Origin of the sequence: Longitalea luteola (genome assembly GCF_017356035.1) — a bacterium.
GTDB classification, from domain to species: Bacteria; Bacteroidota; Bacteroidia; order Chitinophagales; family Chitinophagaceae; genus Niastella; species Niastella luteola.
Genome location: NZ_JAFIQX010000005.1, coordinates 424,058 through 444,711, shown reverse-complemented (window position 1 = coordinate 444,711; position 20,654 = coordinate 424,058). Strand labels below are relative to the sequence as shown.

Genomic DNA, 20,654 nt, shown 5'->3' with positions numbered 1-20,654 from the left:
AAACCAACATTCGTCGTACTTCACTAAATGGTAAGCGTCATTCTCACCACATACAACCGGGCGCACCTGGTTATGGAAAGCATTTACAGCGTGCTGCATCAGACCTATGACGACCTTGAGCTCATTATTGCCGACGATGGTTCTGAAGACAATACCGAAGAGCAGGTACGTGCCATTCCCGATCCCCGCATTCGCTATTATAAATTGCTCCATACCGGCCGCACCGCTATCCTGAAGAATTTCGCCATCCGCCAGTCAAAAGGCTCGCTTATCGCCTTTATTGATTCCGACGACTGCTGGACCGAAAACAAACTGGAAAAACAGGTGCAGTTATTGGCAACCCATCCTCAGCTGGGCTTTTCCATTACCGACGCTATCACCTACAAAGCGGGCGAAGTGATATCGCCTCGTACCTATATCAACCGGCAGGGCATAGAATGCGCGAATATTTTCAATCGCCTGAAAGAAAACCGTTTTGTGGTGTATAATCCTACACTGGTGTTGCATCGCTATTGTTTCGAGCAAACCGGCTGGTTCGATGAAAAAATGCCATTCGGCTCGGATTATCATTTCAATATGCGACTGGCCTGGCATTATGATGTAGGAATCATTTACGAATCGCTGTTATGGCGCCGTCTCCACGAGACCAATGAAAGCAGCCAGATCCCGGTTGAAAACTATAAAGGATATGTTGATACTTTTGAATACCTGTACCGCCATAAAATGGTGTCCAGGAAATACCTGCACAAAGCCAAAAGTATCGCCTACCTACATATAGGTCATGTTTTTAAACAACAGCACAACCTGCCGGCTGCCCGCCATCATTACCGCCAGTCTTTGAAATATAATTTATTGCAGCCCTCCTGCTACTGGACCTTATTAAAAACATACGCTTTCATGTAGCCTCATAGCGGATCTTTCCCTGCAAATCATCTACACATCAAGGCATCAACATGCAAGGCTGTACAGCTGATAAGGATAGGTATTGGCCGATCAATAGTGTACCCCGTACATAAGCTATCGGTAACATACAGGCATTTCCGAGATAATCCGGATCTAATAAGAGCTGGAGTATCTCGGAGTCATCTGCGGGATATCTCCGGGATATCTCCGGGATATCTTATTTTCCTCTATGAAAAGAAGCAAAGGTTACCATAGCGTGTAGTAGCATTATGGATACTCAAACCATATTATAAGCCGAAGAGACCGGCATTTGCTTCTTTTTGCCTACAGGCAACTTCACCAGTCAATTATTCGTATGATTCTCAATGACCTGACGGCCTGCCATACAAGCCGGTGGGTCAAACCGGTTTCACATGAATAAAGTATTATTGTTCAATCCGCGCAGCGCTAAAACCAAGCCCAGGATTCCCAACTCCATTCTTTCCATAGCAGCCGCTATTGAAGGCCTGTACGGGTATGCGATCGTTGATGGAAATCTGGAAACTGATCCCTGGCAAAAAATAAGCAGTTACCTGGCCACCGGTGACTTCGGCTATTTTGGCTGCACCTGCATGCCGGGGCCGCAATTGCGGCAAGCCATTCCGATTTCAAAACAAATCCGGGAACTATATCCCGCGGTCAGGATTATCTGGGGCGGTTACTTTCCATCCAATCAGCCAAAGGTGGTCTTGTATTCAGGCTTTGTTGATTTTATTGTAAACGGTCCGGGAGAAAAGTGTTTCCCTGCTTTGTTAAATGCATTGGAAAATAATCAGCCATACACAACCATTCCCAACCTCATTTATCGCGGCGAAAACGGAATGATCAAAACCGGCAAAGACGATTTATACGACCAGGATGCACTTCCGCGCCTGCCGTATGAAACGCTCAACAGTTTTTATCCGGTACGGCGTTATTTGGGCAAGACCTATCTTGGCACCCGCACCATCGCCTATCACAGCAGCATGGGCTGCCCGTTCAAGTGTTCATTTTGTGCGGTGGTACCCATTTACAATGCACGATGGCGGGGCAAAAGCGCCCGATTGATCTACCAGGATATTAAATACCTGAAAAACACTTATGGCGGCAATGCCATCGAGTTCCATGACAACAACTTTTTTGTTTCTGAAAAAAGGACCGTCGAATTCTCCCAACTCATAAAGGAAGAGAACATGGTATGGTGGGGCGAAGGCCGAATTGATACGATCGATAAGTACTCAGATCAGTCACTCGAACTGATGCGAGCCTCCGGTTGCAAAATGATCTTCTTTGGCGCTGAGACCGGCAATGATGAAATCTTAAAACGGATGGATAAAGGCGGCACACAAACCAGTGCACAGATCAGGGCTTTTGCCGCCCGCATGGCCAAATTCGATATCATACCTGAATATTCATTTGTATTAGGCACACCGGCCGATACGCCAGAACAGGTGATGAAACAGATTGACCAGGACATTGCCTTCATCAAAGAGATCAAAAGCATCAATCCAAAGACCGAGATCATTATTTATTTATACAGTCCGGTACCAACGGAAGGTTCTGAACTCTATAAAAAAGTGCTGGAGAGCGGGTTCCATTTTCCCGAAAAACTGGAAGACTGGATCAGTCCGCACTGGGAAAATTTCGATCTGCGCAAGAACCCCTTAACACCGTGGTTAACGTCTGACATGGTTGACAAAATAAAAGACTTTGAAACCGTACTAAACGGTTACTACCCTACGGTGTCCGACATCCGATTAAGCGCTTTTAAACGCGGCATCATGCGCAGCGTGTCGGCCATTCGTTACAAGACCGGATTATACCGGAAGCCTTATGAATTAAAAGTGTTGCAACTGTTATGGAAATACCGGCAACCGGAGATTGAAGGATTTTGACCTATTAGGAACAAACTGATACTTTGAAACAAACCATAAAACAAATAACAACGCGGTTTTACAAACCATTGCTGGTAAAATACCTGTCATCCACCCGTGTATACACGTACAAAGGGATCAGACTGGTAATACCGCCGGCCGTATTTCATCCGGGCTTTTTCTTCAGCACCCGGCTACTGCTACAATACATTGCTTCGCTTCCATTGAAAAACACATCATTTCTCGAACTGGGAGCCGGCAGCGGACTCATTGCTTTATATGCTGCCCGGGAAGGAGCAATGGTTACAGCAACAGATATCAATTCTGTGGCGGTTCATGCCCTGGAGATCAACCGGCAAAACAACCGCATTCCACTTACCGTCATCCAGTCTGACCTCTTTATGAATATTCCCCAACAGGCTTTCGACCTTATTGCCATTAACCCGCCCTATTATAAAAAACAACCGACAACACCGGCGGAGTACGCCTGGTATTGCGGCGAACAGGGGGAGTATTTTCAGCAATTGTTCAGAGGTTTAGAAAATTATATACATGCAGGCTCTGTAGTGCTGATGGTCTTATGCGATGGCTGTGACATAACGATGATAAAAGATATGGCGGCAGACAACGGATTCAGACTGAATTGTGTGGTTGAGAAGAGGAATTGGTTAGAAACTAATTACATTTTTAGCATTCAGCATTTGACGGGTTGATAAGGGTGATTCAGTTATTCAGTTAGTAATAAATCTTCGAACAGTAGCGGAAAATAGTAAGTCATAAGTTATGAGCGACTCACCATTGACCATTCACCATTGACCATTCACCATTGACCATTCACCATTGACCATTCACCATTGACCATTCACCAATGAAGCTAACCCAACTATACCACACCTACCAGCGTTACAGGATACTGCAAACCGATGTGATCAGCGCATTTCCGGTGGTGATCCTGATGCCGCACAGCGCCTGTAACTGCCGTTGTGTAATGTGTGATATCTGGAAAGGTAATAAGAACCTGAAGCAACTGACTGAACACGATATTACCGCAATGCTCGGCACCTTCCGTCGATTCGGCACCCGGGTAGTTGTGATGTCGGGCGGTGAAGCGTTATTAAACCCCCATTTCTTCCGCTTCTGCGAAATATTGAAACAGGAAGGCATTGCAGTTACCTTGTTGTCGACCGGCATTGCATTGGAGAAAAAAGCAGACCAGCTATTACAATGGGTGAACGATATTATTGTTTCCCTTGACGGCGATGAAGTTTTGCATGACCATATCCGGCAGCTGCCCGGCGCCTTTCAAAAAATGCAGCAGGGCGTGCAATTGATCAAATCCATTGAGCCCAAATATCGCATCACCGCCCGCACTGTGATACACCGGTTAAACTTTCATCACTGGATATCAATTGTAAACAGTGCTATGGAAATGGGGCTCGATCAGATCAGCTTTTTACCGGCCTATGTAAGCAGCCATGCGTTCAACCGTTCAACGCTGTGGGAAAAAGACCGGCAAGAGGAAGTACTGGTACATGAAGTAGAATTACCGGCTTTACAGGCAGCCGTAAATGAACTGATCAGGTATCACCATACAGCGATTGATGAACATTTCATTGCCGAGCCGCCGGAGAAATTGCAAAAGATCTATGGCTATTATGCGGCTTTTTATGGTAAGAATCCATTTCCTTATAAAAAATGCAATGCACCCTGGGTATCCACGGTAATAGAAGCAGACGGTAATGTAAGGCCCTGCTTTTTCCATGAACCCTATGGAAATATTCATCAACAGCAACTGGATGCCATCGTCAACAGCCAGACGGCGATCGCGTTCCGAAAAAATTTAGATATGAATAAAGATGAAACATGTGTGAAGTGCGTGTGTTACCTGAATCTTTCACCACGTGCTAACCTGTAAAGGTACCTCGTTAGCGTTGCCTTGCAGTGAGTCGATAGGCACCTGACAGGCCGGCGCAATCATAGTTAGCAACCAAAGCAACAACATGAACAACAGCATACTTTTTTCGCATTCATATTTCCTTAGGTTCGATCCCAAACAATGGGCTACCGGGCAGCCCTACCCTCCGCTGGGCACTTTGTATGCCGCGGCCCTGTTACGCAACAATGGCTATTCCGTGTCATTATTCGATACTATGTTTGCTCACAGCGCCCAGGACCTGCTGCCTGCCCTTACCCAGGTTCAGCCGCGCTTTTTTGTATTGTATGATGACGGCTTCAACTACCTTACTAAAATGTGCCTCACCAATATGCGGGAAGCTGCTTTTGCCATGATTAAACTGGCCAAAGCAAACGGCTGCATGGTGATCGTATGCAGCTCAGACAGTACCGATCATTTTGAAGAATACTGCCGTGAAGGCGCCGACTTCGTCATTATCGGCGAAGGCGAATTGACCTTGCTCGAACTGGTGCAGGCGATGGATAAAAACGACAAGAACTTTCAGGATATACCCGGACTGGCATTTTTGCACCAAGGCGCGGTAACTAAAACACCACGCCGCCTGGTCATAAAAGACCTCGATGTTTTGCCGTTACCCGCCTGGGACCTGGTAAATATTACTCCTTACCGCTCTATGTGGTTAAAAAGTACGGGTTATTTCTCCCTGAATATGGTCACTACCAGGGGCTGCCCCTACAAATGTAACTGGTGCGCGAAACCCATTTACGGTAACCGCTATAACGCCCGGTCGCCCGAAAAAGTAGTGCAGGAACTGGTATGGCTTAAAGAAAAATTCCAGTTTGATCATATCTGGTTTTGCGACGACATCTTTGGCCTGAAACCTGGCTGGGTGCATGCTTTTGCCGATCAGTTGCAACAGGCGCAATTGTCGTTCCGCTTCAAGATCCAGGCGCGGGCCGATCTGTTGTTGCAGGAAGACACTATCAAAGACCTGGCCCGTGCAGGCTGCCATAATATTTGGATGGGTGCAGAAAGCGGTTCCCAAAAAGTACTCGATGCCATGGATAAAGGCACTACCGTAGAACAAATTTACAAGGCTACCGCCCTGTTAAAACAACATGGCATTCATCCGTCATTCTTTATACAATTTGGTTACCCCGGCGAAACCAGGGAAGATATCGCCAAAACTATTCGCATGATCAAAGACCTGCTGCCCTTTGAAATGGGCATCTCGGTCTCCTATCCATTACCGGGAACGCCATTTTACGAACGCGTAAAAGCGGAACTCACTACCAAAACCAACTGGACCGATTCTGACGAACTGCTGCTGATGTTCCGCAATACCTATCCTCCTCGGTTCTATAAAAAACTGCACCGTTATGTTCACCACGTATTCCGCAAACAACAGGGCTGGATAGCTTTCCGCCATGCATTAAAAAATCCATTCGCGGTATCGATCAGTGATTATAAAAAAATAGCGGCTGCCTGTTGGCACCTGCCATCCCTGCTGATAGAAAGAATGCAACTAAACCGGTATGCACATGAGTAAAGCAACTCCATTCGATGTACTGGCCGGCGATTATGATGCGGTGTTCACCGGAAGCCTCATTGGTGAGGCCCAACGCCGCACGAGTCACACCTGGTTGCGTCCGCTGTTCACCGGCAAAACCGGATTGCAGGTGTTGGAGATCAATTGTGGCACAGGCGCAGATGCCTGCTGGATGGCTGAACATGGACACTTCGTAACAGCTACTGATGGGTCACCCGCGATGATCGATAAGGCCAAACAAAGATCAGCTACAACTGCTTTGCCCCATCCACCGGTATTTATAACAGCTGCTTTCGATGAATTGCAGACTATATTCCATGGCCGCCGGTTCGATCGTATTGTTTCCAACTTTGCAGGATTGAATTGTATATCTCCCCCGGCGATGAAGAAATTATCGAACCAATTACAACAGCTGTTACAACCGGGCGGTTACCTGGCAGTGGTGGTGTTTGGGAAATATTGTTGGTGGGATACATGCTATTACCTGTTGAAAGCCAGGCCCCGCCAGGCATTCAGACGATGGACTAACAAAGAAGTGGTAGTACCGCTTTCGCCGCAGGCAAATCAACCGGTCTATTACTATTCCATTAAAAACTTTGCCCGGCTCTGGGCGCCCTTACAGCTCGTTGAAAAAAAACCGGTGGGATTATGTATTCCACCTTCCTGGATGGAAGCTTACATGCAGCAACATCTCAATTTATTTCAAACGCTGGTGCGCTGGGAAGAAAAGTTGGGCAGCAAGTCTGTTTTCACCAGCCTGGCCGACCATGCTTTCCTGTTATTCAAAAAAGATGCGATATGAGGATCCTCTTAACACACGGTTATTTTTTAGAAGAAGATGCCAAAGAACAAGCCATCATGCGGCCTTATGTACCGTTGGGCATTCTGTATATTTCGGCCTACCTCGAACAGCATGGTTATGATAACGAGGTATTCGACAGCACATTTTCTTCATTCGATAAATTATGCGCCCGGCTCTTGCAGCAATCACCGCAGGTCATTGGCATTTACACCAACCTCATGACCAAGTTAAATGTGCTGCGCATCATCCAATTTATTAAAGGCACTACCGAACTACAACATACGAAGATCATACTTGGCGGTCCGGAAGTAAGGAATCATGCATTGAAATTCCTGGAGCATGGAGCCGATTTCATTGTTTCGGGCGAAGGTGAACAAACCATGCTGGAGCTGGTGCAATTTATAGCCGGTACATATACCGGTACGGTAAGCGACATTGAAGGCGTATCGTTCCTCGATACAACAAACACCCTGCAACAGAATAAAGAACGCACTAAATTAAAGAACCTCGATGTATTGCCTCTGCCCAACCGCCATAAAGTAAACCTGTCACGCTACTTCGATGCCTGGAAACACCGCCATGGCACCAGCACCATCTCGGTAAGTACCATGCGGGGTTGTCCGTACAGTTGCAAATGGTGCAGCCGGGCCGTGTACGGACAAAGCTACCGGCGCCGCACACCGGTAAAAGTAGTAGACGAAATTGCGCATATAAAAGCGAACTACCCCGTTGACAGCCTCTGGTTCGTGGATGATGTGTTCACTGTTAGCCATATTTGGCTCGAACAGTTCACCCGGGAGATCAACCGCCGGAACCTCGTAATGCCTTATGAATGCATAACGCGGGCCGACAGACTGAATGAAGAAGTGATCATCAATTTAAAAAAGAGCGGCTGTTTCCGGGTATGGATAGGCGCAGAAAGCGGTTCTCAAAAAGTTATCGATCTTATGGATCGCCGCGTGGAAGTAGAACAGGTACAGCAGATGATACAACTGGCCCGCAAACACGGACTGCAGGCCGGCACTTTCATTATGGTAGGTTATCCCGGCGAAACCCAGGAAGACATCTATGCTACTGTACAACATTTAAAAAATGCCGATCCCGACCTGTTCACTATAACAGTGGCCTATCCTATTAAAGGAACACCATTGTATACAGAAGTGGAAGACCGCTTCGTGACCAACTTGCCCTGGGAAACCAGTACCGACCGGGACATTGACTTCACAAGGACCTATAACAGGAAATATTACGATTACGCCATACAAATGATCAACCTCGAAGTACATTTTCACAAGGCCCTGAAAAAACCGGTTGCTAATTTATTCAGGTTGCCCCTATTGAAATTGCGATCAACATTGGCTAAAGGGCATATGTGGATGGAAGCGAGGAAACCAGCAAATTAGCTAATTTGATAATTTGATAATTTGATAATTAACTCAATAACGAATAAACCAAGAACTATGAACTGTAAACTTTGAACTTAAAACTATGAACTATGAACTTTAAACTTTGAACTCGTTCAACTTGGAGGCGAACAGATCAAGCACTTTTTTTTGAAAGAAGTCAGGATTGGGTTTTGAAAAATGTTTACCGGTTTGTAAACCCATGCGATCACCATGTGTGTTGGTCTTATTCAATGATTCTTTCTTCTTCCATCGCCGGGCAGTGATACGCATTAACAGAGTATCAAGGGCGTTGCCCGCCCGATTATCCAGCAACCATTCCAGCGCTTTCTTCAGCCAGCTGCAACGGGCCATTAACATCGATTGCCTGGTGACAGCCTGATTGGGAAAATATTCCACAGTCCAGTTATTCTGATTGTAGAACCTGTCCATAGTACCATTGCCACAAACCGGCAACAGGGTAATCAATTCAGTGGCGGTAAAAATATTTTGTTCTTCAATGCGTAGCGCGTCTTCATCAATATAATAGTTCATGCAATACCAGTGTTGATGGCCTGTGATAAAGGTCAGTTTTTTGAAAAGGTGCATGAATGTGCGGGCCAGCCACAACCGGTTACTGCGGGTGATAACAAAGAAATCAATATCCGTTTCGTTATCAGCAAAGTTCTTTGATAAAGAGCCTGAAATGCCAATCCCCCGTACAAAGGGAAACTGATATAAGAATCGTCCGACCCGGTAGGCCGTTCTTAATAATTGTGCAGCTTTATGATTACCATCAGTCCTTCTGGTACACAAAGCAGGATCGGGTTGCAAAGAGTAAAAATCACCCAATTGGAAAAGGCGCTGATCGTTCACCAACCGCTGCAATACCGGTTCTATAGAATGCATTTCTACCTGCTGATCGAGAAAATGAAAGATCTCCTCCCTGGTTAGCGGATAATTAAAAATATCAAAATAGGCTAATGCCTTTAATATACTTTGATCAGGTTGTACAGGCATTCAGGAAGTATTGTTAATTAAAAAGCAACTGTATAAATATATTGGCCGTATAGTTGTATTAAGAATACTATGATTCGTGAAAAAAGGTTGCCTTTGTTGAAAAGGACCATCCTGCGCAAATACGTTGATACCAAAAGAGGGTATTTCGTTTGTAAACGAATACTGGATGTATTGTTTGCAACGGTCATAATTATTACGGTATTAAGTTGGTTATTACCGCTGCTTGCTTTATTGATAAAACTTACATCGAAAGGTCCTGTATTCTTCCTGCAAAAAAGAACCGGCCGGGGAGGAAAATCATTTACCTGTTATAAGCTGCGTACGCTCATTCATAACCCGGTCGAACATCCCAAGCACATGCCTATACTTGAGGAGCCTGTTACAGCCCTGGGGCGGTTCCTGCGGCAGTCGAACCTTGATGAACTGCCCCAGTTTTTTAATGTATTGTTCGGCTCAATGAGCATTGTAGGCCCGCGCCCCCATATGCATGCCGATTGTAACGCTTTTGGGGAATTAATTCCCGGCTACAAGTTCCGCAACCTGGTAAAACCGGGCATTACCGGACTGGCGCAGGTAAAAGGTTACCACGGCAAGGTGATAAGCCGGGAATGTATCATTAAAAGGTTTGAATGGGATGTCTGGTATGTTCGCCACGCCGGCTTTTCATTAGACTTATATATAATAACTACTACCGCCTTGAACCTGGTGCTTTTTCTGGTGGGCATGAAAAAAAGGACGGCAGAGCCACTGGCCACCGGCCAGGACAAGATGCTGCAAACCCCGGGTTTTAAACCCACCCTGGTAAACCGCCCGGACGGGCTGCAGGCCATTGCCGAAAAAGAACTGCAATCCCAAAACACTGGGCTTTCCAACTTAAATTAGTGATTACCTACATGCATTAAGCCGCTTTACCCCGGAGCGTGGCCGGTATGCGAACGGCTTACTGTGGTATCACCCAGTTTCCGATTATATGTTCAGGGAATAACGAACAAGTGCATTTTCTCTAATGCAAATGATTGGCTGTTGGTTTTGAGGCTGGTAATTGGGAAGAACCGGCAACTGGCAACGTAAACCGGTGACTAAGCACTTAAAACCCATTCATTTATAGTAACTTTAGCCCGATAACCGGGATTGCCAGGTAAAATTCTGCATATATGGTATATGTTTTTGCCATTTTTTTGAAATAAGCCTTACCTGTTTGCCTGAGAATCCCTACCTTTGCAAACTCTTTAAAAGGGTAGTTCATGAATAGCCGTCGGAATTATGATATTGCTTTTGTAGGATTGAAACCGGGCAATCATGAGTTTGAATATACCGTCGATGACAAGTTCTTTGTAGAATACCAGGAGCAGGATTTCCGGAATTGCACCGCGCTCGTAAAACTGGCACTGGAAAAACAGAACGGTTTTATGCTGCTGAAATTTGAGATCGGTGGCAAACTGGAAGTTACCTGTGACCGCTGTGGCAACAACCTGCCACTGGAATTGTGGGATGAGTTCAACATTGTGGTTAAAATGGTAGATGAACCGGATGTAATGAATGAACAGGAGGAAGATCCCGATGTATATTACATTTCAAAAGGGGAAAGCCATTTACACATTGCCGACTGGATATATGAATTTGTGAACCTGAGTATTCCCATGCAAAGGATGTGCTCTGATGATGAAATGGGCGGACCGCACTGTAACAAAGAAGTGCTGGAAATGCTTAAAAAACTCGAGGAGCAGAAACAATCATCCAACAATCCACTATGGAAAGGATTGGAAAAGTTTAAAGACCTGGAAGACAGTTGATTTTTTAAAAATTGAAGTTATAAATCTGAGTGTATGCCTAATCCAAAACGGAGACATTCCCAACAACGGGGTGCTAAAAGAAGAACACACTATAAGGCTGAAAAAGTAACCTTGAGCAAAGACAGCACTACAGGTGAAACGCATGTACGTCATCGCGCTCACGTAAGTGAAGGTAAGTTATATTATAAGGGAAAAGTAGTTATTGAAAAGGCTTAATGATCAAGCCCGTTTATAATCTCCTTTATTATTATAATATAATAAGCCTCGTTGCCGGAAAATGACTATCTGTTTAGACATGATGGGCGGAGACTTTGCACCACTGGAAGCAGTAAAGGGCATCCGTGAGTACCTGACAGAAGCTGATGATCCGGCTCTGTTATTTCTGGTGGGTGATGAAGCGCAGATCAATCCATTGCTGCAGCAACATCAGATCCCGGCCGATAAGGTTCGTGTCTTTCACGCCCCTCAGGTAATTGATTATAATGAATCTCCTACCAAAGCACTGAAAGAAAAGCAGCAATCATCAATTGCTGTAGGCTTTCACCTGCTGGCATCAGGAAAAGCGGCCGCTTTCATCAGCGCCGGCAATACCGGAGCCATGCTGGTGGGTGCTATGTATAGTATCAAACCCATAGAAGGCGTTCAGCGCCCTACCATCTCAACCATTATTCCCAAAGACAACGGGAACACCGGTCTGTTGCTCGATGTTGGCCTTAATGCCGACTGTAAACCCGAGCACCTTAACCAGTTTGCCCTGCTTGGTTCGCTGTATGCGAAACACATCCTTGGCATTGATAATCCGCGTGTTGCTTTGCTGAATATTGGTGAAGAAGAAGGCAAGGGTAACCTGCTGGCTCAAAGTACCTATCCCCTGCTGAAAGAAAATGAGCAGATCAATTTCGTAGGTAATGTGGAAGGTCGTGATATTCTGCTCGATAAAGCCGATGTAATGGTATGCGACGGGTTTACCGGCAATGTGATCCTCAAATTGGCCGAGTCGTTATATGAGATCACACACCGAAAAGAGCTCAAGCATGAATACCTCGACCGCTTTAACTTTGAGCTCTATGGCGGAACCCCGGTCCTGGGTGTTGCCAAGCCGGTGATCATTGGCCATGGCATTTCTCACGCCCGGGCATTCTGCAATATGATCCACCTGGCGCAGAAAATGATCTCCACCGATCTGCTGGGAAAAATGAAAGCCAGCTTCGATTCCAAATAGGAACATGATACATTAAAAATATAAACGCCAGTCCCGATCATCTTGGGCTGGCGTTTTTTTTGGTTTAATGGCAAATATGGTTCAACCGGCAGCCTTGTACCTTATACTTGTACTTGTACCGTCAATTTGAAATTTTATCCGATGAAAGAGATCATTGGTTACCTGAAGAATTATCTCCAGTCTGTAAACCGCGTAGTCTTCCTGCTCACTACCCTGCTTGTAGCCATTGCCGTAACCTGCAATTACACCCTGGGTATCGAACGGGCGATCGTAGCCCTACCTTCCTGGCCGATGCGGTTGGCGGGCTTCTTCCTGCTGTTTGGTTTTATCTTTTCCCTGGCCTGGTTCCTTTTATTCCTGGTTGCCAAAGAAACCATTCCCTTAGCCATGGGAAGGCGGTCATTCTTTGTGCTGTTACTGGCTGCCCCGGCCATTTTCGCCTTTAAGATCAGCTTTGACGAAGTTTCCCGTTCCCTCACTGTGGCGATTTCCTTTCCCTGGAACCAATATTGGTACCGGGTGCTCGACTGGCCATTGAAACTGCTGGTGGTAGCTTTTCCCGTCATGGTTATCTGGCGCCTGGGCCGTTTTGAAGGGCCCACAGCGGGTTTGCAGGCCAAAGGGTTCAATGTTCGCCCTTACCTGGTGTTATTGCTGGGTATGGTGCCGCTGATCGCTTTTGCAGCAACCAGGAACGATTTCCTGCACACCTATCCCAGGGTACAGCGTATTGATATTATAGATCAATATGTGACCAATAGCCTTCCCTGGAAGGCCCTGTACGAGCTTTCTTATGGAATTGACTTTGGAACCATCGAGTTTTTCTTTCGCGGATTTTTAGTGCTTGCTTTTGCGCGCTTTGCCGGTAAACATGCCATTTTACCGGTAGCGGCCTTTTACTGTTCTATACATTTCGGGAAGCCCCTTTTCGAATGTATCACCTCTTATTTCGGGGGTATCATTCTTGGCGCTGTGGTGTATAATACACGCAGTATTTGGGGAGGATTAATACTTCACCTGGGCATTGCCTGGCTCATGGAACTGGCAGGTTACCTGGGGCATGTTTATAAAGGATTGTAACAGCTTTTAATTACAGCAAAAACAGATTATGCTGTTTTATATATGCACAAAATGGATATTCCCGGGCAATAGCGTTCAAACGTGCTATTGTTTCTTCACTGGGAGGTGTGGGTTGTGCGTTCACCGGCAGGAGCTTCTCTGCAGCGTTCTTGTTTTCTAAGGTAAGTGTTGCCGTGCTGTTCGTAGCAGTTCCTAATTTGAAACTTGTCTTTTTCATGCGCCAAATTTTACAGGTGTGAATAAATGTAATTAAAAGGCTTTCCGTGGGATACGTTGCTACTTAAAAAATCAGGACTGAGACTTCATACGGCAGAAAAAAGAAAGCAATCGAAATTCGTTTGATCAATGGCAAGGAGGAAACAAGGAAGAAAGTATATATTATAGGAAACTGATCTATTCAAAGATAGATCAAAAAAGGGAAACCAGAAACCTTTTAACAAAAAATATCGGCGCCCCGACAAGCTAAAACGGGTTTGTAAAGAAAATTACTTACGGAAACCAATAGTTCTTTATCCATAAGGTCATAATGGATCATTGACTTTCTGCCTGTAGTATACGCAGAAAGGATATTCCTGGGCTATCCGGTTCAGCTGCTGGATAACCTCTTCACTGGGTGGCGAAACTTTATTTGCTAACTTAACCGGCTCCTCGCTGATCCTTCTCTTGTTCAAACGGCGAGTATACTTCCGGGTAATAGCGGGCAACTCCAAAGCAGGAGAATAGATAGTTGCCGATGTTTTTTTCATGCGTCAAATCTTTTAATATGGTTATAAGATGGTATTGAAACAGTATGTATGCGCAACAACATCTGTGCACTTGCAACTACAAAACATCAGGCAAACCAGAATGTTCAAAGGATACCGACGGAAGAGGACTATTGCGTGAGGATTAACAATTCCAAATTAAAGTTCGAGAATTGAGCTGTAATAATTGCGTTTCGAAAGTTACCAAATTTATACCATTTTAATATATATTCAATATAATTTGACCAATTCAGCTAATAAAAAAACCGGATGATAAACAATGATCATCCGGTTCATATAAATACTGTCATTCGTAAAACACCATTGTTCACACGCCGACCTTAATCAGCCGCCTGCAGTACTCCCACCCCTATTTGATTATTGCCTGTTCCACCTTTAATTCCTTTCAGGTAAATCGTATAAGCCTGCCCCTGGGCCAGAAATACTGAATGCTGTTGAGCGATCACTGAGTCAGAACCCGCCTTCTTTACAGTAATACTATATGTATTAGCTGTAGCGCCCGTAAACTGGTTATGGAAATCGCTCTGGGTGTTATCAGCATGCTGACGGTCGGGATCTATCATATTATTATCAAAATAAAGATCTACCGCGCCAATATCGGGACTCATATGAAAGAACCGGTAATATGCCTTATCCATGGTTAGCACCCGGTAATCGTCCCTGATCCTCACGGCTCCTGCATGGGTAGAATCGATATTATACAGCAAAAGGGTATAATATTGAACAGAGTCATATAAAGCGGTACCCAGGCTGGCCACTACACTATCGCTGCCCGTTTTCTTAAAACTGATACCATAAGCACCCGGTTCCAGTGGAGAATAATAGTCTGCTACCGAACCCGACGGGATCATTCCGGAGGAGGGTTCACTATTTCCATTGAAATATACCTGGACCGCAGGAGCCCTGGGCGCCAGATGCATTAATGACATATATGTTTTGGGAGTAGGTGTTGTTGGCTCAACCTCTTTCAAACAACCACTTAACAACAGGGTTAAAAAAGACAGTGCCCCCAAAACCAAAAAAGCATTTTTTCTTACTTGCACAGTTTTCATTTTTAGTTTACAATAATAATTAGGTGTTATAGACCTGGCGCAGCTCCACAAACTGGCCCGCTTTCAGACCGCGAATTTACCAATTAGTTTAGCTGGATACGATGATTTTCCGGCCTTTATGACAATGACCCAATCACCTTCGTTGCACCTGGTTGTATATTATAAGGGATTATAAAGCAAAAAGGGCTCGTTTAGCCCTTTTTGTAACTCAAAAAAATCATATTACCCCTGCCGCATCCAGCCGCCGCGCCCCTGTCCGCGTTCGCCTCTATCCTCGCCGCCCTGGGAAGATGGCCGCTGTTGCTGGGGATGTCCGCGAAAACCGCCAAAACCGCCACCTCTGTTCGGCTCGCCCCGTCGTTCAAACTGGGGTTGTTGTTGCGGCCGTTCCCGGATCATTTGTTCCCGTTGCTGCCGCCTTTCTTCAAACTGCCGTCGGCTGTTTTCCGCCTGCACGTTCCTTTCCTGCATCTTCCGTTGCTGCCGGTTGCGCTCTTCAAACATCCGGCGACTGTTTTCCGCCTGCACGTTCCTTTCCTGCATCATCCGTTGCTGCCGGTTCCGCTCTTCAACAATTCGCCGATCGTTTTCCGCCCGGATATTCCGTTCGCGCATCAGTTGGGCCTGCTGCCTTTTTTCTTCAATGGGTCGCCGGCTGGCTCCTTCATTTCTTTCCCTGATCATTCCCTCCTGTTGCCGTCTCTCTGCAAATCCCCGGCGGCTGTTTTCGGCGGCAGTATTCCGGTCGCCTGCGATCCGTTGTTGCTGCGCCCTGTCAGAAAAGCCACGCTCATTAACAGGGCGGCCGGTTTCAAGTCGCCGGTTCTCGCGCCTTGCGGAGTAATCGGCGAAACCGTTGCGTTGATCCCGGCTGAACCGCTGTACCCTTTCCGGCGCATAACGTGCGTTCTCACGATTCACCCGCGGGCGATAGATAGCCACTTCATTATTCCGGTAATTGGTTCTGCCCGGTCTGGCTGCATCCCGCACAGCTACGGTTCGGATCGGATCGCGCGAGTACCGTTCTACCTCACGGCGGCCGGGACCGGTCCTGAACACATTCCGCTCATGGTGGTAATTATTTATAATGGTGGTATTGTTGATGATGGTAGTATTTCGTTGCACGTTTACATAATAATTGGAAACGCGGGGCGAAGCAATATACCGACGGTCAACAAAACACCAGTAATTGGCAGGAGGAGAATAGCGGCCGAAAGAAAGATTTACGTTTATGCTGAACTGTGGACCCAATGGCGCCCAACCATAATAGTCACCGCCACTGCGCCAGCAAACCCAGGCCGGCGACCATTCATAACCGGGCATCCATAACCAGCCATAATAATCGTCGTAAAACCAGCGGCCGTAATGAAAGGGCGCCCAGCCCCAGCTATAGTTCGAAACCCACATCCATCCGTAATCATCGGTAAAAACCCAATGCCCGTTGGTGCTGTAAGGCCTGAAGCCGGCCCCTATATCAGGGCGCCATACATAACCGTATTCAGGGTAATCGATCCAGTATCCATATGGCTCCAGCTCGTTATAGAACGTCTGGTACGAAACCTGCACCGATACCTGGGCAGTTGCTTTATGAAGGGCACTGCCAAACAGCAATACCAATAGTACTGCTGAAGTGCTGATCGCTTTGAATCGTTTCATTTAGGTGTGATTTAGAATACACAATCGGGAGAGAAGTCAGCTTGCGGCCTATTTCTTCCTATCAGGATAAAACGAATACAATGCCAGCATAGAGGCACTTATGTCTTTTACAAATACTTTATGTGAAGAAAGGTATAAAACTAATTAGCTAATTAGCGGATATGCTGATGTGCTAATGCTGTAATGTGATAATTCAATACTGTGATAATGAAATATAATGGAAATGTTAAAAGGCAGGGAATGGTAAACGGGTTACAGGTTAAGTGGAAGAAAGCCTGTTTAAATGTCAAGCCCTGCAACCTGAAACTCGAAACCTGTAACCCGGAAACTGGTAACCGGTAACCGGTTACGCAACGGTATCGATTAATAATATTTGAATCCCTGGCGCATGGCTTTGTATAAAGCAGCGGGTTTCATGGCCGGTACAATGATGCGGCGAATAGTGAACAACGGATCCTGTTCGTCGCGTGGTGCATACAACTGGAAAGCTGCGATCATGCCTCTTTTCTTCAGCTCAGGGATCGCCTGGGGATTCCACAAACCAAAAGGATATGCAAAGTATTTGATGGGTTTACCGGTAATAGCTTCCAATTGTTTGGTAGGCTTTTCAATTTGCGTTACCCAGTCGGCCCCCTGGTATTTCTTCACATTGTGATGATCCCAGGTATGTGAACCAATGGTATGCCCTTTATCAGAAAGGTCTTTGATCTGCTCTTTGGTCATGTACCTCGGGCGGCCAATAGAAACAGTCATCACAAAGAACACGCCTTTGAAGTTATACTTATCCATGATGGGTTTGGCCACAGTGTACTGATCCAGGTCGGTATCATCGAAGGTGAGCATTACCGGTTTGGAAGGTAATGGTGTACCTTCATTCAGATAAGCATACAATTGATCGGGCAGAATGGTGTGATAACCACTATCCGCCAGCATTTTCATTTGTTCAGCAAATGAAGCGGGAGGAACAATGTATGCCTGGGCCGTTTTGGAATCAGTAGGCTTCCAGTCACGAATTTGATGATAACATAAGATGGGAACTTCGGGTCTGTTCAAAATTGTTTTGGGATCAGCCACTTTGATTCCCTCAACAGAAGGCATAGGCGCCGGCTTTTCTTCGGCGGCGGGCTTCGGCTTTTCAGGGGTAGATCCAGCGTTTACATCAGCGGCTTTTGCTGAAGAATCAACCTGGCAATTGGCTGCCATAAAACAGAAGAAAGCAATTACCAGAATAGCTATCAATTCAGGCTTCGAGCGAAAATTATGTGTTTTCATAGAACGACGCAAACTTACGTAAAATAGGCATTGCTTAAACGGACAATACCGCTGATTTGTTGTAAAATGTACTATATAGCTGTCATTTTTTTTGCACATTTACTGCACTGCCAACAACTTTGCAGTTTTTACGATAAAGAATCAAAAATACACTTAACCGAATTGTGAAAATACCATTACGACAAATGTGCTAATGAACTAATTTGCTGAAGAGCGAGTGGTGACCAGGAAGCGGCAAATAGGGAAAGGCAGAAAATGGCGCGAAAATCGCTGAATGTCGCAAGTAACGAATAAAAGCCCCACCAGCCACTAACTACTAATCACTGGGTGTTTTAAATGACGAGAATGAATCAGGTAAAGGACTATTATAAAATACTGGAGCTGCCAACTACCGCCTCCCCGCAGGAGATCAAACGCTCTTTCAGGCGACTGGCGCAGCAATACCATCCCGACAAACAAGGAGGTAGTCATTTGGCTGCAGCGCAGTTCCGCGAAATACAGGAAGCTTATAAAACATTAAGCGATCCAAAAAAGCGGGAAGCCTACCATTATCAACGTTGGTATGTACGCAGCACCGGCAAGTCATTTACCAGTGCACCCCTCACCCCTGCCCACATCTTACAGGAATGCCGGTTGCTGCAACGATATGTTGCCTCCATGAATGTCTTTCACCTTCGCTATGATGCAGTGAGCCTGCACATACGTGAATTGTTAACAGATAACGCCATCGGCATTTTGCACGAACACAATAATAGAACCATTAACCTGGAGATCATTCAAAGCGTGTTGACCGCAGCCCTGCCCCTGCCTAAGAAGTTCTTTGTGCCCATTGCTGAACGGTTGCTGCAAGTGGCCGGTGACGATGCCGCCACCCAATTGACTATACAACAGGCCCTTGTCAACAAAAAACAACGCCATGTATGGGATAAATACAAATGGGTGCTCATGCTGGTGATCACGGCGCTTATTCTGTGGTTGATCTACCGGTATGGACAATAACAGGGCGATAAACCATTTAAGCGAATAGCTGTTTATAAAAAGGCGCTTGTATTTTTACTGTACACTTTATACATTTCTTATGGCACGCACTCCTTCTGTTATGACACCGCTGGGTACAAAAGCACCCGACTTTACATTGCCTGATACGGTTAGTGGAAAAGATCTTTCCCTGCAGGCCCTGAAAGGCGCCACCGCCACGGTGATCATGTTCATCTGCAACCATTGCCCGTTTGTAAAACATGTGAATGCCGAACTGGTAAAACTGGGTAACGACTATAAAAACAAAGGCATCGGCTTTATTGCTATCAGCTCCAATGATGTGGCGGGTTATCCGCAAGATGGTCCTGACCAAATGAAGCTGGTGGCAGAACAATTGAATTATCCCTTCCCTTATTTATACGATGCGTCGCAGGAGGTGGCCAAAGCATACCAGGCGGCCTGCACACCCGATTTCTTTATTTTCGACAGCAACCTGTCGCTGGTATATCGCGGACAGCTCGATGATTCACGGCCCGGCAATGAGAAACCGGTCACCGGGTGGGATATACGCCAGGCATTGGATCACCTGATCCAGGGAAAGCCGGTACCGCCGGTACAAAAACCAAGCATTGGTTGTAATATTAAATGGCGCGAGAGTTAACGATGGTCAGCCACGTTGAGGCGCGAGCCTTGGAATAAGCATGGGAACATTTTGTTTATAACGGCGGTATTGCTCACCAAACTGAGCTACCAGTTTTTTTTCTTCCAGCCGGGCTCCTACTACCGTGTACAGGCTTATAACAAAGCAGGATAACCCGTTATTCAGGTAAGGGAACAACAGGAACAGCGACCAGATAAATAATAAGGTCCCAAAATACAGTGGATGCCGCACATACCGGTGCAGTCCACCCTGCTCCAGCACCATGGGCGGCTGTTCTTTATAAAAAACGCTGATGCCGCTGAGTGAGAAAAAGTATTTTTTGATCACCACTAACATGATGAGCAACCCGGCCAGTGCAGGCAAACAAAAGAACAGCTGTGCCCAGACAGGCGCTGTAAATAAAAGGCTACTGTGAATGGAGTATTGAAATACCAGGATCCCCGTCAGTGTAAGCGCAGCGAAAACAGAATAAGCAAAATGATAATATTTAAAGCCGGCGCCCAGCCACCGCTGCATCAATCGTTTCCACCCATTGGCCGCCAGTCCGCTATGAAGGATGCCGAACAGCAGCCATAACAATACGAGGATACTATGGTTGATTATGGATGTCATTTGTAATTCCTGTAAGTTACGGGCTGAAAGGCAATAGGCAAGCAGGAACAGTTACAAGTTGCAGGTTACAAGTTTCAGGGGCTAAAATCAGTTGTAACCAC

21 protein-coding genes are annotated in these 20,654 nt (G+C 46.0%); 14 read left to right on the top strand and 7 right to left on the bottom strand.

Going from position 1 to position 20,654, the window contains the following annotated elements:
* The first annotated feature begins 27 nt into the window (after positions 1-27).
* The 7 genes from JUB15_RS15915 (at position 28) to JUB15_RS15885 (ending at position 8,464) form a co-directional block, all read left to right on the top strand.
* Positions 28-903 (top strand): glycosyltransferase family 2 protein, encoded by an 876-nt coding sequence (locus JUB15_RS15915; protein ID WP_207513476.1) that lies wholly within the window; start codon positions 28-30, stop codon positions 901-903.
* 413 nt (positions 904-1,316) lie between these two features.
* The gene (locus tag JUB15_RS15910) at positions 1,317-2,816 is read left to right on the top strand and encodes a B12-binding domain-containing radical SAM protein (RefSeq protein ID WP_207513475.1); all 1,500 of its coding nucleotides are present in this window, start codon (positions 1,317-1,319) and stop codon (positions 2,814-2,816) included.
* 23 nt (positions 2,817-2,839) lie between these two features.
* Entirely contained in the window at positions 2,840-3,508 is a 669-nt protein-coding gene (locus tag JUB15_RS15905) for a methyltransferase (RefSeq protein WP_207513474.1), read from the top strand.
* A 155-nt stretch (positions 3,509-3,663) separates the two neighbouring features.
* Positions 3,664-4,710, top strand: a complete 1,047-nt coding sequence (locus JUB15_RS15900; protein ID WP_207513473.1) for a radical SAM protein — start codon at positions 3,664-3,666, stop codon at positions 4,708-4,710.
* A gap of 85 nt (positions 4,711-4,795) precedes the next feature.
* The gene (locus JUB15_RS15895) at positions 4,796-6,259 is read left to right on the top strand and encodes a B12-binding domain-containing radical SAM protein (protein ID WP_207513472.1); all 1,464 of its coding nucleotides are present in this window, start codon (positions 4,796-4,798) and stop codon (positions 6,257-6,259) included.
* The gene (locus tag JUB15_RS15890; RefSeq protein ID WP_207513471.1) at positions 6,252-7,061 is read left to right on the top strand and encodes a class I SAM-dependent methyltransferase; all 810 of its coding nucleotides are present in this window, start codon (positions 6,252-6,254) and stop codon (positions 7,059-7,061) included. Before JUB15_RS15895 ends, JUB15_RS15890 begins: the two co-directional genes overlap by 8 nt.
* Positions 7,058-8,464 carry a B12-binding domain-containing radical SAM protein gene (locus tag JUB15_RS15885; RefSeq protein ID WP_207513470.1) on the top strand — a complete coding sequence of 469 codons (1,407 nt, stop codon included), beginning with the start codon at positions 7,058-7,060 and terminating at the stop codon, positions 8,462-8,464. The genes JUB15_RS15890 and JUB15_RS15885 overlap by 4 nt, the downstream gene beginning before the upstream one ends.
* A gap of 99 nt (positions 8,465-8,563) precedes the next feature.
* Here JUB15_RS15885 and JUB15_RS15880 read toward each other — a convergent pair whose 3' ends face one another.
* Positions 8,564-9,463, bottom strand: coding sequence for a hypothetical protein (locus tag JUB15_RS15880; RefSeq protein ID WP_207513469.1), 900 nt, complete (start codon positions 9,461-9,463; stop codon positions 8,564-8,566).
* Positions 9,464-9,532: 69 nt separating this feature from the next.
* On the opposite strand from JUB15_RS15880, the gene JUB15_RS15875 reads away from it, so the two are divergent.
* From JUB15_RS15875 to JUB15_RS15855, 5 genes are all read left to right on the top strand, one after another.
* Positions 9,533-10,345 carry a sugar transferase gene (locus tag JUB15_RS15875; RefSeq protein WP_207513468.1) on the top strand — a complete coding sequence of 271 codons (813 nt, stop codon included), beginning with the start codon at positions 9,533-9,535 and terminating at the stop codon, positions 10,343-10,345.
* Positions 10,346-10,707: 362 nt separating this feature from the next.
* The gene (locus tag JUB15_RS15870; RefSeq protein WP_207513467.1) at positions 10,708-11,256 is read left to right on the top strand and encodes a YceD family protein; all 549 of its coding nucleotides are present in this window, start codon (positions 10,708-10,710) and stop codon (positions 11,254-11,256) included.
* Positions 11,257-11,289: 33 nt separating this feature from the next.
* Positions 11,290-11,472 (top strand): 50S ribosomal protein L32, encoded by a 183-nt coding sequence (gene rpmF, locus JUB15_RS15865; protein WP_205512863.1) that lies wholly within the window; start codon positions 11,290-11,292, stop codon positions 11,470-11,472.
* A gap of 61 nt (positions 11,473-11,533) precedes the next feature.
* A complete protein-coding gene (gene plsX / locus JUB15_RS15860; protein ID WP_207513466.1) occupies positions 11,534-12,478 on the top strand; it encodes a phosphate acyltransferase PlsX in 945 nt (314 codons plus the stop codon).
* Between the two features lie 141 nt (positions 12,479-12,619).
* Positions 12,620-13,558, top strand: a complete 939-nt coding sequence (locus JUB15_RS15855; protein WP_207513465.1) for a CPBP family intramembrane glutamic endopeptidase — start codon at positions 12,620-12,622, stop codon at positions 13,556-13,558.
* 10 nt (positions 13,559-13,568) lie between these two features.
* On the opposite strand, the gene JUB15_RS15850 is transcribed toward JUB15_RS15855, so the two are convergent.
* The 5 genes from JUB15_RS15850 to JUB15_RS15830 all read right to left on the bottom strand — a co-directional run bounded on the left by JUB15_RS15850 (position 13,569) and on the right by JUB15_RS15830 (position 18,302).
* Positions 13,569-13,775 carry a hypothetical protein gene (locus JUB15_RS15850; RefSeq protein ID WP_207513464.1) on the bottom strand — a complete coding sequence of 69 codons (207 nt, stop codon included), beginning with the start codon at positions 13,773-13,775 and terminating at the stop codon, positions 13,569-13,571.
* 304 nt (positions 13,776-14,079) lie between these two features.
* The gene (locus tag JUB15_RS15845; RefSeq protein WP_207513463.1) at positions 14,080-14,304 is read right to left on the bottom strand and encodes a hypothetical protein; all 225 of its coding nucleotides are present in this window, start codon (positions 14,302-14,304) and stop codon (positions 14,080-14,082) included.
* A 338-nt stretch (positions 14,305-14,642) separates the two neighbouring features.
* Positions 14,643-15,251 (bottom strand): DUF4397 domain-containing protein, encoded by a 609-nt coding sequence (locus JUB15_RS15840; protein ID WP_207513462.1) that lies wholly within the window; start codon positions 15,249-15,251, stop codon positions 14,643-14,645.
* Positions 15,252-15,596: 345 nt separating this feature from the next.
* The gene (locus tag JUB15_RS15835; protein ID WP_207513461.1) at positions 15,597-17,030 is read right to left on the bottom strand and encodes a DUF6600 domain-containing protein; all 1,434 of its coding nucleotides are present in this window, start codon (positions 17,028-17,030) and stop codon (positions 15,597-15,599) included.
* Positions 17,031-17,393: 363 nt separating this feature from the next.
* On the bottom strand, positions 17,394-18,302 hold the full coding sequence (locus JUB15_RS15830; protein WP_242696363.1) for a polysaccharide deacetylase family protein: 909 nt from the start codon (positions 18,300-18,302) through the stop codon (positions 17,394-17,396).
* 345 nt (positions 18,303-18,647) lie between these two features.
* On the opposite strand from JUB15_RS15830, the gene JUB15_RS15825 reads away from it, so the two are divergent.
* Both JUB15_RS15825 and JUB15_RS15820 read left to right on the top strand, forming a co-directional pair.
* Positions 18,648-19,301, top strand: coding sequence for a J domain-containing protein (locus JUB15_RS15825; protein WP_207513459.1), 654 nt, complete (start codon positions 18,648-18,650; stop codon positions 19,299-19,301).
* A 79-nt stretch (positions 19,302-19,380) separates the two neighbouring features.
* Positions 19,381-19,941 carry a thioredoxin family protein gene (locus tag JUB15_RS15820; RefSeq protein ID WP_207513458.1) on the top strand — a complete coding sequence of 187 codons (561 nt, stop codon included), beginning with the start codon at positions 19,381-19,383 and terminating at the stop codon, positions 19,939-19,941.
* A gap of 6 nt (positions 19,942-19,947) precedes the next feature.
* Here JUB15_RS15820 and JUB15_RS15815 read toward each other — a convergent pair whose 3' ends face one another.
* Complete coding sequence (locus JUB15_RS15815) at positions 19,948-20,553, bottom strand: methyltransferase family protein (RefSeq protein WP_207513457.1); 606 nt, start codon at positions 20,551-20,553, stop codon at positions 19,948-19,950.
* Between the last annotated feature and the right edge of the window lie 101 nt (positions 20,554-20,654).

Bases quoted from the DNA above. Each gene is read 5' to 3' on its own strand.
- JUB15_RS15855 (WP_207513465.1), top strand. From the start codon at position 12,620: ATGAAAGAGATCATTGGTTACCTGAAGAATTATCTCCAGTCTGTAAAC.
- JUB15_RS15875 (WP_207513468.1), top strand. From the start codon at position 9,533: ATGATTCGTGAAAAAAGGTTGCCTTTGTTGAAAAGGACCATCCTGCGC.
- JUB15_RS15900 (WP_207513473.1), top strand. From the start codon at position 3,664: ATGAAGCTAACCCAACTATACCACACCTACCAGCGTTACAGGATACTG.
- plsX (WP_207513466.1), top strand. From the start codon at position 11,534: ATGACTATCTGTTTAGACATGATGGGCGGAGACTTTGCACCACTGGAA.
- JUB15_RS15835 (WP_207513461.1), bottom strand. From the start codon at position 17,030: ATGAAACGATTCAAAGCGATCAGCACTTCAGCAGTACTATTGGTATTG.
- JUB15_RS15895 (WP_207513472.1), top strand. From the start codon at position 4,796: ATGAACAACAGCATACTTTTTTCGCATTCATATTTCCTTAGGTTCGAT.
- JUB15_RS15820 (WP_207513458.1), top strand. From the start codon at position 19,381: ATGGCACGCACTCCTTCTGTTATGACACCGCTGGGTACAAAAGCACCC.
- JUB15_RS15915 (WP_207513476.1), top strand. From the start codon at position 28: ATGGTAAGCGTCATTCTCACCACATACAACCGGGCGCACCTGGTTATG.
- JUB15_RS15825 (WP_207513459.1), top strand. From the start codon at position 18,648: ATGAATCAGGTAAAGGACTATTATAAAATACTGGAGCTGCCAACTACC.
- JUB15_RS15910 (WP_207513475.1), top strand. From the start codon at position 1,317: ATGAATAAAGTATTATTGTTCAATCCGCGCAGCGCTAAAACCAAGCCC.
- JUB15_RS15845 (WP_207513463.1), bottom strand. From the start codon at position 14,304: ATGAAAAAAACATCGGCAACTATCTATTCTCCTGCTTTGGAGTTGCCC.
- JUB15_RS15815 (WP_207513457.1), bottom strand. From the start codon at position 20,553: ATGACATCCATAATCAACCATAGTATCCTCGTATTGTTATGGCTGCTG.
- JUB15_RS15885 (WP_207513470.1), top strand. From the start codon at position 7,058: ATGAGGATCCTCTTAACACACGGTTATTTTTTAGAAGAAGATGCCAAA.
- JUB15_RS15890 (WP_207513471.1), top strand. From the start codon at position 6,252: ATGAGTAAAGCAACTCCATTCGATGTACTGGCCGGCGATTATGATGCG.
- JUB15_RS15870 (WP_207513467.1), top strand. From the start codon at position 10,708: ATGAATAGCCGTCGGAATTATGATATTGCTTTTGTAGGATTGAAACCG.
- JUB15_RS15880 (WP_207513469.1), bottom strand. From the start codon at position 9,463: ATGCCTGTACAACCTGATCAAAGTATATTAAAGGCATTAGCCTATTTT.
- JUB15_RS15830 (WP_242696363.1), bottom strand. From the start codon at position 18,302: ATGAAAACACATAATTTTCGCTCGAAGCCTGAATTGATAGCTATTCTG.
- JUB15_RS15850 (WP_207513464.1), bottom strand. From the start codon at position 13,775: ATGAAAAAGACAAGTTTCAAATTAGGAACTGCTACGAACAGCACGGCA.
- JUB15_RS15840 (WP_207513462.1), bottom strand. From the start codon at position 15,251: ATGTCATTAATGCATCTGGCGCCCAGGGCTCCTGCGGTCCAGGTATAT.
- rpmF (WP_205512863.1), top strand. From the start codon at position 11,290: ATGCCTAATCCAAAACGGAGACATTCCCAACAACGGGGTGCTAAAAGA.